Annotated in this window: 14 protein-coding genes; 1 reads left to right on the forward strand and 13 read right to left on the reverse strand. The window is 71.0% G+C overall.

The annotated features are described in order from the left end of the window. Window positions 1-63: 63 nt before the first annotated feature. The 9 genes from WME90_RS00610 to WME90_RS00650 form a co-directional block, all read right to left on the reverse strand. Window positions 64-1,473: a hypothetical protein gene (locus tag WME90_RS00610; protein ID WP_437279089.1), complete on the reverse strand. Its 1,410-nt coding sequence runs from the start codon at window positions 1,471-1,473 to the stop codon at window positions 64-66. Window positions 1,474-1,656: 183 nt separating this feature from the next. Next, complete coding sequence (metG, locus tag WME90_RS00615; RefSeq protein WP_437279090.1) at window positions 1,657-3,792, reverse strand: methionine--tRNA ligase; 2,136 nt, start codon at window positions 3,790-3,792, stop codon at window positions 1,657-1,659. A 49-nt stretch (window positions 3,793-3,841) separates the two neighbouring features. Then, window positions 3,842-4,705 (reverse strand): DUF6209 family protein, encoded by an 864-nt coding sequence (locus tag WME90_RS00620; protein ID WP_437279091.1) that lies wholly within the window; start codon window positions 4,703-4,705, stop codon window positions 3,842-3,844. A gap of 482 nt (window positions 4,706-5,187) precedes the next feature. Further along, complete coding sequence (locus WME90_RS00625) at window positions 5,188-5,808, reverse strand: RNA polymerase sigma factor (protein ID WP_437279092.1); 621 nt, start codon at window positions 5,806-5,808, stop codon at window positions 5,188-5,190. Beyond that, window positions 5,790-6,422, reverse strand: a complete 633-nt coding sequence (locus WME90_RS00630; RefSeq protein WP_437279093.1) for a hypothetical protein — start codon at window positions 6,420-6,422, stop codon at window positions 5,790-5,792. Before WME90_RS00630 ends, WME90_RS00625 begins: the two co-directional genes overlap by 19 nt. A 91-nt stretch (window positions 6,423-6,513) precedes the next feature. After that, entirely contained in the window at window positions 6,514-6,645 is a 132-nt protein-coding gene (locus WME90_RS00635) for a hypothetical protein (protein ID WP_437279094.1), read from the reverse strand. Between the two features lie 385 nt (window positions 6,646-7,030). Continuing rightward, window positions 7,031-7,819 (reverse strand): SIMPL domain-containing protein, encoded by a 789-nt coding sequence (locus tag WME90_RS00640; protein ID WP_437279095.1) that lies wholly within the window; start codon window positions 7,817-7,819, stop codon window positions 7,031-7,033. Between the two features lie 420 nt (window positions 7,820-8,239). Next, a complete protein-coding gene (locus WME90_RS00645; RefSeq protein ID WP_437279096.1) occupies window positions 8,240-9,400 on the reverse strand; it encodes a hypothetical protein in 1,161 nt (386 codons plus the stop codon). Window positions 9,401-9,673: 273 nt separating this feature from the next. Next, window positions 9,674-9,895, reverse strand: a complete 222-nt coding sequence (locus tag WME90_RS00650; protein WP_437279097.1) for a hypothetical protein — start codon at window positions 9,893-9,895, stop codon at window positions 9,674-9,676. A gap of 465 nt (window positions 9,896-10,360) precedes the next feature. On the opposite strand from WME90_RS00650, the gene WME90_RS00655 reads away from it, so the two are divergent. Beyond that, entirely contained in the window at window positions 10,361-10,765 is a 405-nt protein-coding gene (locus tag WME90_RS00655; protein WP_437279098.1) for a hypothetical protein, read from the forward strand. Window positions 10,766-10,810: 45 nt separating this feature from the next. Here WME90_RS00655 and WME90_RS00660 read toward each other — a convergent pair whose 3' ends face one another. The 4 genes from WME90_RS00660 to WME90_RS00675 are packed head-to-tail and all read right to left on the reverse strand — an operon-like array spanning window position 10,811 to window position 14,990. Then, the gene (locus WME90_RS00660) at window positions 10,811-12,727 is read right to left on the reverse strand and encodes a hypothetical protein (protein ID WP_437279099.1); all 1,917 of its coding nucleotides are present in this window, start codon (window positions 12,725-12,727) and stop codon (window positions 10,811-10,813) included. Window positions 12,728-12,775: 48 nt separating this feature from the next. Continuing rightward, complete coding sequence (locus tag WME90_RS00665; protein WP_437279100.1) at window positions 12,776-13,885, reverse strand: hypothetical protein; 1,110 nt, start codon at window positions 13,883-13,885, stop codon at window positions 12,776-12,778. 50 nt (window positions 13,886-13,935) lie between these two features. Then, on the reverse strand, window positions 13,936-14,361 hold the full coding sequence (locus WME90_RS00670) for a hypothetical protein (RefSeq protein ID WP_437279101.1): 426 nt from the start codon (window positions 14,359-14,361) through the stop codon (window positions 13,936-13,938). Between the two features lie 41 nt (window positions 14,362-14,402). Then, window positions 14,403-14,990 carry a hypothetical protein gene (locus WME90_RS00675; protein ID WP_437279102.1) on the reverse strand — a complete coding sequence of 196 codons (588 nt, stop codon included), beginning with the start codon at window positions 14,988-14,990 and terminating at the stop codon, window positions 14,403-14,405. Window positions 14,991-15,014: the final 24 nt, after the last annotated feature.

Below are 15,014 nucleotides of genomic sequence, written 5' to 3' on the forward strand. Positions count from 1 at the left end.
CCAGCCGCGCTAAGTCCGCGCCGGGGAGGAGGGGCGCCGACGCGCCGGGCGCGGGTCAGGCCATCAAGGCTCCTTCTTCTTCTTCCACTTCTTCTTTTTTGGCGGCGGCAGCTTCGTCTTTTTCGGGTCCTTGGGCGCCCACGGCACGCGCGTGTCGATCGGCAGGATGTCCTCGTGCGGCAGGGCGCGCTCGCCCTCGCGCTTCACCGCGAACGACGCCGAGACCACGTTGATCCGGTGCGCCCCGACGTCGGACAGATCGCCCTTGGCGCGGAGCCCGACAGGGATGCAGAAGATCCTCTTTCGCTCCTCTTCATCCATGTCGCCCGCCGGCGGCGATCCATCACCCGGGCCGCGCAGGTGGCCGAGGCCACCGGGCTCCTCCATCGCCTGCTGGAGCTGCTCGAGCACCTCCTCGGCGCACACGAGCTCCGTCTTCGGCTTCTTCCTGCTGCCGGACGGATACTGCACCTTGGACTGGACCTTGACCGTCACGGTCACCGGCTGCCGGTCAGGCCCCATCTGCAGCGCGCTCCCCGCGAGCGCGCCCTTGGCCGCGTCCACGATGCGATCCCACGTGGGGCCGTCCCCGGCCGACGCGCCCACAAGCCGGACGCCGAGCACCTGGCCGTCGGCGCCGAGCTTGACCTCGAACGTCGCGCGCGCGTCGAGCGGCGCGGCCGAGGAGCGCACCATGTCCGCCAGGGTGCTCGCCACCGCGCCCGCGGCCGGGACGCTGATCCCGACGCTCTTGTCCTTGCTGTGCAGCGTTTCGTTCAGCACCTTGCCCGCGATCGCCGGATCCACGGGGCGCGCGCTCGGGGCGGCCGTCGGGGCGGCGCGCGGCGCGTCGGGGCCGGGGAGCAGGCCGGGCACCGTCCAGAGGGGCGTCCCGATCCCGGGCGCGAGCGCGACGCCCCCGCCGGCCGCGGGAGGCGCCCCGCCGTACTCGTCGCCGGGCGGCGCCGTCCCCGGGGCCCCGGGCGCCTCGGCGGCCGGCGCAGGGACCCTGGCGGCGGGCGCAGGGGCCTCGGCGGGCGCAGGGGCCTCGGCCGCAGGCTGGGCCGCGGCTTCGGCTGCGGACGGCGCGGCCTCCGGCGAGGCGGCCTTCGGAGACGCAGCCTCCGGCGAGGCGGCGGGGGCGGCCGGCGCCGGCCTCGCGCGCTCGGCCGAGGCGACCTTGGCGGCGGCGGCGCCCGGCGCGGGCGCCTGCGCCTTGTCGGCCGGAGCGGCCTTGCCGATCTCGCCGGCCGCCTCCGGCTCGCCCGCGGCCGGCGCGTCTCCTTCCGGCGCCGCGGCTGCGGCCTGGGGAGCGGGGGGTTCGATCTCGAAATCGATTCCATCCACGACCGCCGGCGGCTCGGCGGGGCCATCGGGGGGCCGCTCCGGCGTCGGCGCAGCCAGGAGCGCGACGTGCGCCGCGACCGCCAGGGCCAGCGCCACGGCATCGCGCCCCCGCAGCGAGATGCTCACCGCCTCCTCGTGCCAAGGCAAGCGCGCATCGACCTGTTCTAGCATGCCCCCCGGCGCGCGGACCGGCATCCCCGGCGGTCCACCGCCCACCGGCATGAAAAGCACGATCGCGGCGCGGCGACCGCGATCCGGCCGTGCGGCCGCCCTTTCGCTGTGACGTGAATCGCGTGGCGACGTGCGGTATCAGAGCACCGGCGTGCCCGGCGCGGCGTCCTCGACCGTGATGGTGCGGACTCGCCCCTCGACCTCGGCGGTCAGCAGCATGCCTTCGGACACGAGCCCTTTTCCGAAGTCGCGCGGCGGCAGGTTGCAGATGACGACGACCCGCTTGCCCACCAGCTCCTCCGGGGCGTAGCTCGCCGCGATGCCCGAGATGATGCGCCGTGGCGCGCCGTCGCCGGTGTCGACGCGCAGATCGAGCAGCCGATCCTTCTTCTTCACGCGCTCGGCGCTCGCGACAACGCCGATCCGGAGGTCCAGCCTGGCGAAATCGTCGAACGCCACAGGGCCCTTGCCCTGGCGCGCCGGCGAGGGCGCCTCGGCGCCGCCGTTCGCCGCGGGCGCGGCCGTCGTCTCCGGCGCGGCCTTCGCGCCGGAATCGGCCTTCGCCGCTGGCGCGGCCTTCGCGCCGGAATCGGCCTTCGCCGCTGGCGCGGCCTTCGCGCCGGAATCGGCCTTTGCCGGCTCGGCGTCCGGCCGTGGCGGGGCGAACCGGGCGAGCAGCTCGGCCTCTTTCTCCTTCTCGAGGCGCGGAAAGATGGGCGAGCCCCTGCGAAGCTTCTCGCCGGGCGCTCGCGCGGGGAGCGCCATCGGCCACCGATCGCTGCCCTCCTCGAACGCGATCGGCGGCAGCCCGAGCTGCTCGCGCATCCTGCCCGCCACGACCGGCATCACGGGGGAGATCATCACGCTGATCGCCTCGAGCTGCTCGATCAAGGTCGCGATGATCGTCCCGAGGCGCGCCGGGTCCGTCTTCTTGGCCACCCACGGAGCGGCCCTGTCGATGTAGAGGTTCGCCGCGGCGATCACCGTCCAGATCGCGTCGAGCGCGCGCGTCGGCTGGTTCGCGTCGAGCGCGGCCGCCGCGGCCGCCGCGGCCTGCCGGTGCGCGCCGGCGAGCTCCTCCTCGAGCGGGCCCGGCGCCCCCTTCGCGGGGACCTCGTCGGCGAACGGGAGCACGCGGTTCAGCAGGTTGCCGAGCGCATTGCCGAGCTCCGAGCCATACCGCGACAGCACGTCCTGGAGGCTGAAGTCGCCGTCCTGGCCGAACGAGATCGCGCGCATCAGGCAATAGCGCACCACGTCCACCCCGACCTGCGGCGCGCCGGCCGCTGCGCCCGGGCCGCCGGGCACGGCCGTCGCGGCCGCCTCGGAGAGGGCAACCGCCACGTCGACGGGGCTGATGGTGTTGCGGAGCGTCTTCGACATCTTCTGCCCGCTGTACGTGAGGAACCCGTGGGCGAAGACCTGGCGCGGCAGCTCCGCCTCGCTGTAGCCGGCCGAGAGCAGGAACGCAGGCCAGTACACGGCGTGGAAGCGCAGGATGTCCTTGCCGACGAGGTGCACGTCCGCGGGCCAGAAGCGCGTGTTGTCCTCCGGCTCCCGGAGGGCGGTCATGTAGTTCGCCAGCGCGTCGAACCAGACGTACATGACGTGCTTCGGGTCATCAGGGACGGGGATGCCCCACTGGAACGTGGTGCGGGAGACCGACAGATCCTGGAGCCCCTCGCGCACGAAGCTCGTCACCTCGTTCAGGCGGCTCGCCGGCTGCACGAAGGTCGGGTTGCGCTTGTAATAGTCGAGCAGCGCGTCTCCGTACCTGGACAGGCGGAAGAAATAGCTCTCTTCCTTGACGCTCTCGGCGGGCTTCTTGTGCAGCGGGCAGACGTTCCCGGGCTGCTCCAGGTCCTTCTCGGTGTAGTAGGCCTCGCACCCGACGCAGTAGAGCCCCTCGTAGTGGCCGAGGTAGATGTCCCCGCGCGCCTTGATGCGGCTCCATAGCTCCTGCACGGCCTTCTTGTGGCGAGGCTCGCTCGTGCGGATGAAGTCGTCGGGAGCGCAGCCGAGCTTCGGCCACGTGGCGCGGAAGACGGCGGCGATCTCGTCGGCGTGGGCGCCCGGCGCGACGCCGCGCGCCTCGGCGGCGCGCTGGATCTTGAGGCCGTGCTCGTCCGTGCCGGTGAGCATGCGGCTCTCGTGGCCGCGCAGCCGGTGGTAGCGGCAGAGCACGTCCGCGGCGATCGTCGTGTAGGCGGTGCCGAGGTGCGGGACATCGTTGATGTAATAGATGGGCGTCGTGACGTAGAAGCGGCTCGCCATGGGAGCGCCTTCTTACCATGGGGCGCTCTCCCACGGCAGGCGGCGTCGATCAGATCCGCGCGTCCTCGGGGAGCTCGGCCTGGTGCAGGACTCCATCCGTGAACACCTGGCCGTCGATCTCGTAGTAGAGCCGGAGCTGGACCTTGCGCGCGTCCGGCCGTGGCGACACCGACCCTGGCGTCGCCGTGGAGCCCTGGAAAATCTTGCCAGCGAAGCTGAACTGCTGATTCGGGCCCCACCCCGTATAGGCCAGCGTGAGCGTCTCGGCGTGGACGAGCGCGTCGTGGCCGTCGAACACGTGGACATCGATCCATGCGTTGGCGCCCCACGCCGAATGGCTGACCCACGCGTCGAGGTCCAGGTGTGTCTGGATGTCTGTCCCCGCGATCGGCCCTTGTACGGGCCTCGGGAACGCGTAGACCTTCGAGACCCGAAAGGCCCGGACGTTCGTGATATCGGGTCGCCGCTGCGCCCCCGCGCGGTAGACGACCGGCTGCGCCGGGATCCGCGGCGGCGGGCCGCCCACGTCGAACCAGTAGTTGTCGCCGAAGCGGCTGTCCCACGCCTCGCAGCGGCGGCTGGTCTGGGAGAAGCCATGGAACCAGATCTCCGCCTGGGTCGCGTCGTCGGGCACGGAGATCTCCAGCGGCGCGGGTTTGTGCGCGACGACGTGCCCGGGCGGATCCCCCGGGGCCCGCACCTCCTCGACGACGCTCCCCTGCACGATCGCGCCGCGCGGGTGGAAGCGGACGTACGCGGTGATGTCGCCGATCTCGGCGCCGCGCCATGTCGTGAAGCAGCGCGGCAGGCGGTTCAGCGGATACTCGATCCTGAGCTTCCCCCCGCGCTCGATCGGACCCTGCTGCGTGTGCTGCCAGTCAGAGAGGAACTGGAGAACAGCGGTCGTTGCCATGGGACCCTCCTTGCATGGACGGGTAGCCAGGAACGGGCAGCAGATGCAAGCACGGCGACGTTTCGGCCGATGTGAATGCCGATCGCGCGTCGGCCGATCGCGCGGGTGGGGGACCGCGGCGAGCGGCCAGGAGCGGAAGGCGGGACCAGCGCGGGGCGGGCGCACCGAGCGGAAGCCGTCCCGGAACGCCGCGTCGTCCACGTCGCCCACGTCGCCGAGGTCGGCCGCGGAGATCCCGACGCGCCGGGATCCCGCTCGACGCTCATCGCTTCGAGCCCTTCAGCGTGCGCCGGTAGTCCTCGCGGCGCTCGATGGGCCGCTCCGCGATCGGCTTCACGGCGTCGACGATCCCCATCGCCGGGTTCCAGAGAGTGCGGATGGATGGGGCTTGCAGTCACGCCGGGTTTGTGGAGGATCGACAATCTCAGCGTCCTGCGGCGGGTAGATCATGCGGCGACGCTACCAGGGCGCAGCGGCGGTGTTCACCGGCGCTGCGGGCGGAGCGCCCGGGTCAGCGCAGCGATCCCGCGGGCGCGCCACCTGTAGGCCGTGCTGACCGGCGCGTCCTGCTGCTCTGCAGCCTCCTCCATCGACATTTCGAAAACGTCGTGAGCCGCGATCACCGCGCCCTCGTGCTCGGGTAGCTGGTGCAAGGCTTCGAGGAAGGCCCGGCGCATCTCCTCGCGCTCGAGGGCTTGCTCCGGAGTCGGTGCCTCGTGCGACGCGCGCGGCGGGGCCGCGACGATTTCCTCGCGCCGCACCCGGGCACTCTCGAGGTGATGGCGGACGCGGTGATAGGCCAGCGCCCGCAGCCAGACACGAAGCGCTTCCGCGGGCTGCACGTCCGGGTCGGGTCGGTAGCGGCCCTCTTCGCTGGACTCCCACGCGGCGAGGAGGACGTCTTGCGCGAGGTCGTTGACGTCCTCGCGTGTCGCCCGGCTACCACGAAGGTAGCGCGCGATGAGGGCGCGGATGAGGCCCGCCTGCGCGCCGAGATCGGCAGACGTGAGGCGCTTTGGTGCAAAGCCTCGATCGCGAACGATGATCGCGAGGAGAAAGACGATGAGCTGAGCGAGCGTGAACGCTACGGCGTCCGTCGCCATACCGCCACCCCCTGGACAGGAACGATCGTGACGTACAACGCAATCAGCATCGACTGCGCGAGATCCCAAGTCGTGAAGACGCCGAAGCGGTACGGGCCCGCGAGCATCGACACTTCTGTGATGACGATCAGGGCCGCAGCGACGTGGTGCACCTTCGCCCGCTCCCTCCCGACGAACCACCGGAGCAGGAACCCGACCGACACGCACAGCGCCGCGAGCTGCAAGGCGAGATAGGCCTTGCCGAGGAGCTCACCGCGGAAGGTCGGGTATCCCGCGGCGAGGACCGCGACCGCCACGACGTAGATCGCGAGCACGCCCCACGGTCGCCGCCGTCCGAAGATCCACACCGCGAGCGCCGCCACCCCCGCCATCCAGCCGACGAACAGGGCGGACTCGACGTGGCCAGCGACGCGAACCCAACCCGTGAAAGGGGCTCCCCCGAGCTCGGCCCGCGCTGGCTGCAAGACGTAGAGCCGGACGACCCGGCGCACGACGTCGGAGGCGACCCCGTACCCGAGGAGCCATGCGACCGGGCGGTGCTCGGGGCGATGCCGCGCGACGACCAAGGCCAGGGCCGCCGACAGGACGGCGAGGCCGTACAGCGAGGGGATCACCCCGCCGACGGTACGCGGGGCTCGGTTGCGGGCCAAAAACCGCGCTCCGCCGCTCCGGGAGCACGGGAGGTGTCGGGCGCGCTCGCGCCTCCTACGGCTTCGAGGGGCGTCGGCGCGGACGCTGGAGGGCTCGGGGGAGCACGGCGGTCCCGAGGCCGATGAAGACGAGGAAGTGCTGGAAGAAGCGGGCGAGGTTCAGCGGGTCGGGCGGTTCGATCGGCATGGCCGGAAGGCTACCAGCGCCCGGCGACTGACGTCGTCCGCTTTCTTGGCCTGGCGGGTCGACCTATGGCACGCGCGCGTGCGCGCGAAGGGGCGGCGCGGTGTCAAGCGGGAGAGCACGCCCGAGCGACGAACTCCGCCGCACGCTCGCCTCGACGGCGCCGCGGCCACCGGCAGGACGAGCAGCGCGCGGAGGCTACCAGGCCTTCTGGCGGACGGGTGACGATTTCGTGAGAGAAGATCGTACGCATCCGTAAGCAGCGCCGGGGCGAAAGATCTCGGCGCCGCGCGCAGGTCGTCGAGGCGCGCACGCGCTCGGCCTGGGCAGGTGCCGACGCGTCGGAGCGCTTTCTCATCACCGGCGCGCTGAGCTTTCGCGGGGACGACTACGGGGCGAACGCGACGCGGACCGTCAGCTCGGCTGTCACCCGGATATTGCCGGGCTCGACGGGGAAGCCGCCCGCGATCGACCCCATGAACACGCCCTTCTGGGCCACGTAGAGCTCTTGCCGATCCGTCGAAATCGCTTGGAGCTCGACGACACGGACATTCGCCGCCCTGGCCACGGCGGCGGCGTTCGCCTGCGCGTCTTCCACGGCGGCCGCGAGGGCCATACGGCGCGCCTCGGTGGGGTTACTGAGGAAAAAATCGATCCCTCTGACGTCGTTGGCGCCCGCGGCGAGCGCCGCCTCGAGGATCTGTGAGCCCGCGGCCTGGAGCACCTTCGGCGAGGCGCCCTTCAGCACGACGGAGAGCTGGTTGGAGGCCGAATAGCCGATGATCCTGGGCTCGGTCGCGGCCTCATACCCTGCGCGCGACTCTGTGATCGGCGAGAGGGAGATGTCCACGGTCCGGATCTCCAGCCCCGGGATCGCGAGGCCACGCAGGGCCGCGAGGATGGCTTGCGCTTTGGTCGCGGCCTCGCGGCGCGCGGCCTTGAGCGTGGTGGCGCGGGATTCGACGCCGATGCTCGTGCGCATCGAATCCGCGGGCCGCGAGACCTCGCCAGTGCCGGTGATGGTGATAATCCGCTTTTCGGCGTTCTCCGAGGCAGCGCCGCGCTGATCGGCCAAGTGGCTCTCGGCGGAGCGGCGCCCGGCGAGGGCGGTCGAGGAAATACAGGTCATTGCCCCAATCGCGAGCGACGCGATCACGGGGCGCGCGAGGGTCGGCATAACAGGACGCATCGGGATTTCCTCCTCTAAACGAGCGGAGCGGCCGCCCTCCCGGCGAGCCGGATCCATCCACGGTCAGCGGTTCGAATCTAAGGCTGGGCCAGGCCGACCGCGAGGGGAGGGAGGCGCTCAGTCGAGCGTGTGCATGGCATCACGTGCTCGATCCGACCGCGGCTCGTGGGCAAGGTATCCTCGGAACGTGGCGTCCGCAGCGTTGCCCCTGCTGGTTCCCGGACCTGCCGACCGTGGGGACAATCGGACACGCCGAAGGAACTCCCGGACCATGGCATCGGGCGAGCTTCTGATGGTTCGGGACTTACCAACAGTCGAGAACCCTTGGTCATTTAGATGATGTTTGGAGCTTGTGACGCTCGCGTCCAGCCGGGATTTCCCCGGCTGGACACGTCTCTTCAGAGGCGATCAGAGCGCAAAAGACACGCCGTCGAGCGACAGGAACAGCGAGGCGGTGGTCAGACTGGGGGTGTCGACTTGCACGACGCCGCTCGTTGTGACGATGATCCTCGCGGGCGTCGGGCCGTATGCAGCCGCCACCAGATAGACGGTCTTCGGCGGCCACATGTTCGAGTCGGTGAGTGTGCCCACCGTGGTGCTCGTTCCACCGGAGATGGCTCCCTGGAAACGAACGACACCCCCGTACTTGCCCACCTTGACGGATCGCGCTGAGTAGGCGCCCCAGCCGTTGTCCAGAGACAGCGCGACGTTGCCGCTGAGCGTCTTGGAGAACCACACGCCTTCGAGCGACGTGCCGTTCTTCGCGGCCGTGGCGTTCCCGTTGACGTAGACGTCGCCGCTCGGATAGATGGTGAGCTGTCCAAAGCTCGCACCGCCGAGGTCCGCTGGCACGTAGACGGTGTTGCTGGGACGAAAATCGGTGCCAAGGTTGAAGAGAAAACCGTCGTAGTCGTTTGCGGCGCTATTGGCCAGCAGACCCTGGAAGCGAACGAAGCCGCCCACGTTCTTTACATAGGCTCCGAATAACACTGGCCCACCGAGCCGATGCCCGTATAAGTATGTCCAATTCCCTTCCGGAGCGAGCGGGTCGTCCACTCCGAAGCTCTGGTCAAAGGAGGCACCGTCCAGCGAGGTGAGGGTCTTCGCGGCATTCCCCAGCCCAGGCGGAGACGCGCCGTCCTGAACGATGTGCGCCGCGCCGCTGAGGTCGAAGTGAAGCGTCCCGCCCACGCCGCCAGACAGGACAATCCTTAGATTGAGATTGGTGGCCGTAGAAGGCAGGAAGCCGGACGGCAAGCTGAAGGGCGAGTCGCTCGTCGGGTTTGTCGCTTTCAGAGCACCCCGGAACGTCACGATACCGTCGACCTTTCCGATGGCGGGAGGGTTGGTGGTTCCCCAATAGTTCTCCCAACCGTTGTCGAGGTCCAGCTCCGTCCAGCCGTCCGTGATGGCTTCAGCGGTCTCTCCGACCTGCTCGCTCTGCTCCAGATCATCGAGCTGTTCGGGGCCGTCAGCCGCCACGCACCCTGTGGCCGCGAGCAACATGAAGCCGACCAGGAGGGTCGAGCGCCCTCCTGCGGGCGTTCGGGCGTTTGATGTTCGTTTCATTCTCGTCTCCCTACCTCGGTTGATGATGGGAACCATCAGCGATCGTGTTGAATTGCCTCGATGAACTGGACAGTGGTTTGGATGGTCGAGCGGCGGCTTCGGTCGGGAAGCCCCATCCATGCCTCGGGGCGCGCATTCTCTACCGAGCTCCGTGGCTGCGCAATGGATTCCCGCAGGCCGTGGAGTGATGTCGAGCCCTTCAATGCACGGATGAATTCTGGATATGGCGTCGATTTTCAAGGAGGCCGGACCGCGTGCAGGCTCTTCGGATGATCAGGGGGTGAGATCGATCAACGTCTCGGTGCCCTTCAGGGTCACGGAGATCTCCGCACCCAGGCCGGCCCCGCCGGCGAACGTCGGCGCATCCACGCGCACCGCGCAGGTCCCGTCGGCGATGACCTCCGCGGAGCGGGTCAGCAAATCCCCGGGGGGGACCTCGATGCTCTTGCAGAAGCGGCCATCGACCGCGCAGGCGTCCGGCGTGGAGGACGTCACCTCGAAATCCTCGGTCCTCGCCTCGCTTCACAGCGGAACGGCGCGTGACGGGACCAGGTCGGCTCGCGGGGGCGGAGGGGCCGGAACACGCGGTCTGGGAGCTGCGCGCGCCGGGAGGCGCTCGGGGTCCGGCGGAACGACGATCTGACCGCGATGTACCCCATCCCGCCGAGGCGAGCGTGAGCGGTGGACGGCGGCTCGCGGCGCCGCCACCTGCCACAGGGTGTCACGTGACACCCTCGTGGCGCTGTGTCACCCGCAGCGCTCCCGGCGAATCGCGCGATCACGCGCCTGCCAGGCGCTCGGCGCGAGCCTCCCGTGCAGCGGAGGCGGGCGGCGCGCGACCAGGACGGGGCCCAAACCTCCCGCATCGGCGCGAGCTCGACGCTGGCCTGTCGGTTGCTGAGGACCCTGCGCGCGCCGCCGCGGTGAATCGGCGGCCGCACCACCACAGGAGAACTCGCGATGATGATCGAACGAACTGCGCTCATTCGCCGGACCTTGATCGCCGCCGCCCTCGTGTTGCCCATCGGCGCAGCGGTCGCCGCGAGCGCGCCGAGCGACGCGGTGGCCGGGTGCCAGATCACGGTGAGCGTGCATAACTCCGGCAGCCAGGCGTTCACTGTCGACTGGGACGAGAGCAAGGTGAAGGTGTCCGGCGGCACGTGGGACAAGCTCGCGCACAACTCGTCCGAGCTCGTCGGCGCCGGTCAGACGAAATCGATCGTTTATGGGGCGCTCTTCAATTGCGGAGCGAATCGCCGGTACCAGATCCACACGACCCAGGGCGGCGACGAGGAGACGACCTACTTCCCGGGCGTCAGCACCTGGACGACGGACCAGACGCCCACGATCGACGTCTCGATGTGACGCTGCCTCGATCGCGGTCCGGGACGCTCTCGCGGTGAATCGCCGTCAGCGGGCGAGCAGCGCGATCGCGTCCTGGATCGCCGCGCGGGTCAGCCGTACGCGGACGTCGAGGCGAGCCGCGCCGGATCCGAGCACCTCGGAGGCGACGGCGAACGGGATCGCGATCTCGCCGCGCGCCGGCAGCGCCGCGAGCTTGGCGAAATCCTCGACCACCTTGTCCAGCGCCTCCGGCGTGTCGCCGTTCGCGGCGAGCAGCGCCAGTCCAGCCATCGAGAAGAGCCCGCCGGCCAGCGTCCCGCGCTGTCGCAGCGCATCGGCGCCCGGCGCTGCGCCGAGCGTTCGATCGTCGCGCCCCGGCTCCACGGCGACGCGCAGCCGGTCCACGAGGGCGGCGTCGTCCTCGCTGAGCCCTAGCCACGTCCGCTGGCCGGCCGGGACGATGTAGAGGTGGGTCGTGTGCGCGGGCGGGGCGTCCTTCGTGAGCGGCTTGGACCGCAGCTCGACGTGGAGCGTCCCCGCGGGCAGCGCGGCGGGCGCGCGGGCGATCACGGGCGTCGTGCGCTGCTTGTCCTCGTCGCGCTTGCCCGCGCCGCCGTCCTTCGGCGCGCCGCCAGGCTTGCCCGCGGCCCGAGCGGCGCTCCCGGCCGCCGCGCCCGTCTTGAGCTCGTCGAGCTCCTCGCCGAGGCGGAGGAGCTCCTGCACCCCGGTGATCCAGGTCTGGGCCGGCTCCTCGACCGCGGCCAGCATCCAGCCTTTGAGCGCGAGGCGCGCGGTCTTCTGCGCGCGAGGCGCTCTCTTGTCGCCCTGGTAGGCCGCGAGCGCCTTCGCCGCCGCCGCGCCGTTCGCGCCTGCGCCGACGACGAGGGGGCCGCCCGTGAACGCCAGGTCGTCGAGGCGATCGAGGAACCGCTCGAGCCGCGGCGCGTCGTAGCGGTCTTCGAGCATGTCGTCGCGCAGCGCCCCGGCGATGGCCTCCCGCAGCGGGGTGAGCTCGGCGCGCGACGCGCCCTGCGTGTGGAAGGCGACGGCCGTGTCGGCCGGGAGGCGGAAGAACGCCGGCGGAGGCGCGGCGTCCGGCGCCGCGGCCGGCACGAAGGCCAGCGTGAGGGGCGAGCGCCGGCCCGCGAAGCGCAGCGTGAGGCCGACCTCGACGTCGGCGGGGCCCCACGTGAGGTCGACGCTCATCCTCTCGATGTCGCGCAGGAACCCCTCGCCGAGCGCCTTTCCCAGCGCTCCGGAGCGGCCGTCGTCATCGCCCGCCTCGCTCGCGTTGCCCGTCTCCTCCATGGCCTTGCGGAGGAGCCGCTCCGGGATCTCGATCCGCGCGTCCGTATCGAGCGGCTCCCGGGCCACGACCTGGACGAGGTAGGCCGCGGCAGCCTCGATGTCCTCCACGTCCTCGCCGCAGAGCAGGCGCGCGCCGTCCCGCCGCTCGCCGGGGTCGAAGGCGCAGACCCAGGGCGGCGCTTCCTCGTCGGGGTCGGCGTCGTGCGCGCGCTCGACGCGCAGCAGGCCGGGGTGCTCCCCGAGCTCCTTGAGCACGAAGCGATCGGCCAGCCGCGGCACGTCCTGCTCCGCGACCGACAGGGACGCCACGGCGCGCGCCCCCGTGGTGCCCAGGAAGGCGACGTCGAGCGGCCTGGCGAGATCGACGACGCCGGCGAGCGCGGAGCCCACCGCTCGCTCGAGCACGCTCGTGGGCTCGGTCGAGCCCGCGGCGAACACGAACAGGCTGCTCGGCAGGATCTGCGCGGCGTTGGCCCAGGTTCGCTGCGGATTGGCGATCCTCAGCACGAACATGAGCTCTGCAGGCGCGGTCGCAGGCTGCGCCGCCGCGACGGCGGCGGCGACGACCGCCGGGCGCGGCGCCGGAGGCAGCGGCGCGACAGGGCCACGCTGGGGAGCCGGAGCGTTAGCGCACGCGGCGAGGAGGGCGATCGGGAAGAGGGCGGCGCGCTTCATGGAGGCGCCGATCGTCGCGCCGGGACGGGGCCCGTGGCAAGCGGGGTGTCACTTCGGGAGCTTCATCACCGTGCCAGCGGCGCTGTTCGTCCAGTAGACGCTCGTCGCGTCCACCGTGATGCCCAGCGGGTGATCTTGCCCTGTCGCGAGCGTCTCGGGAGCGCCTCCGCCGATGGGCACCTTCTTCACGGTGCCGTCATCGTTCGTCCAGTACACGCTCTCGGCGTCGATCGCGAGCTTCCGTGGGTTGCGCTGCCCCTCCGCGAGCGCGACGGGGCTGCCGCCCTCGAGCGGCGCCTTCATCACGGTGCCTCCGTCGTTGGTCCAGTAGACGCTGGTCGCGTCCACGGCGATGTCCTTCGGCTTGAGCTGCCCGTCCGCGATCGCGCTGGGGGGGCCGCCCGCGACAGGCACCTTCATCACGGTGCCTCCTTCATTCACCCAGTAGACGTGGGTCGCGTCGACCGCGATGCCGAGCGGGGAATCTTGCCCCGTCGCGAGCGCGACAGGGGCGCCGCCCGCGATGGGCACCTTCATGACCGTGCCCTCGTCGGCGCTCGTCCAGTAGACGCTCTCGGCGTCGACCGCGATGCCCATGGCGTAGGTCTGCCCGTCCGCGAGGATCGTGAAATCCCCCTCGAACGACGCCTTTGCGACGAGCTCCAGGCCGGAGTCCGTGAAATAGACCTGGCCGTCGGGGCCGAGCGTGATGCTCTGGGGGGCGAAGGGAGGGTCTCCCATGAAGAGGAACGCCGCGTTGCCGCCGCCGACAGGCACGGTCATCACCTGTCGAGCGACGGGATCGACCCAGTACGCGGTCGTGTCGTCGACCGCGATGTCCGTCGGCTCGACGCCGCCCGACGCCAGGACGAGGGGCTCGCAGCGCGACGCCACGCACGGGGCTCCGAGGCAGTAATGGTCGCAAGCACCGCAGTGTTCCGGATCGGAGGTCGTGTCCACGCAGGCGCCGGCACAGAGGGCCTGGCCGTCGTCGCAGCCGGGAGAGCCGCCCCCGGTGCCTGCCGCGGCCACGACGTCGCTCCCGCCGCCGCCGGAGGTCCCCGAGCTCGTGGCACCGGAGCTCCCAGCAGCGAAGTCCCGATCCTCGGGGCTACACGCGGACAGAGCTAGCAAGGTCATCAGGAGAAAGCGGTTCATGACGTGCATTGTACACGGAACGCGGGCGCCGGCCGGCCCGAAAGGTCGTGTCAGCGGGCCAGCGCGATGAGCGACTCTGCCATTCCGAGGTCGACAAGGGCCGGCCGCACGAGGGAGAAGAGCTCGAGCCAGATGCGATCGAACTCCGCCTCTGGCCCTGTCGCGGTCCTGCCGGATACCGACCGGCGACGTTCGATGACGTGATCTCCGGTGCGGCACCGGATGTGCCGGACAGGAGCGTCGTCGAGCGTCCACCGCTGGAGCTGCTCGGGGAGCTCGCGGAGCGCGCGACTGAGCCTCTCGAAGCCTTGTGGGGTCAGCACGAGATCGTGGCGTCGTGTCTCGGCCCGCTCCTCGGGGCCCGAAGGCCCGATCCAGTGGCACCTCACCGCGCCATGGCCGCTCGCGCGCAGCGTGGCCTCCCAGCCGGCGAGCGACGCGGAGAAGCCGGGGACGAACGAGAGATCGATCTCCATGAGCACCGTGTCCGGCGGGCGGGGGCCGCGGGGCGCGCGCCTCAGGGCGCCGGCGCCCTGCCCCTGTCGTCGAGCGCCGGCCAGGCTGGCCGGAGCGGCAGGACGAGCGCATCGAACGGCGCAGGCAGGGATACGCGGGTCGCCGTGTGCAAGCAGAACTCCCGGCCAGGCCCGAGCACCATCTGGCGCATCCACAGGCCGGCGCTCCCCTGGTCCAGCATGGGCGCGAGCCGGGCGAAGAGCTCACCGTAGGACAGGCCGTCGGGCTTGCCGAACCAGTGGGCGTAGCCGGGCGCGTTCAGCGCGGCGCCGCCCCGCAGGCGGTACAGACCACCGGCCCCGCCGCTGGCGACCGCGGCCGCCGCGTCGTGCGGCGCCGTGCGGCTGGCTGAGACCGCGGCCTCGTTCAGCGCGCCGAGCGCGCCGAAGTCCTGCACAAGGTACCAGTCCTCGTAGACGTCGCCTCCGCCGGCAGCCCACGGCGCCCCGGAGAGCCCGACGCTGAACGACCGGAGAAAGCCTGGCGCGGGCGCTGCGGCGAGCGCCGCATGGAAGGCCCGCTGCCGTCGCTCGTACTCCTCCGCGACGGTCTCAGGTCGTCTCCAGTGCCAGAACACATAGGCCAACATGGACTCGATTCGTCCCTTCCCAGG

It is taken from the genome of Sorangium sp. So ce375, assembly GCF_051473855.1.
In the GTDB taxonomy this organism is placed as follows: Bacteria; Myxococcota_A; Polyangia; order Polyangiales; family Polyangiaceae; genus Sorangium.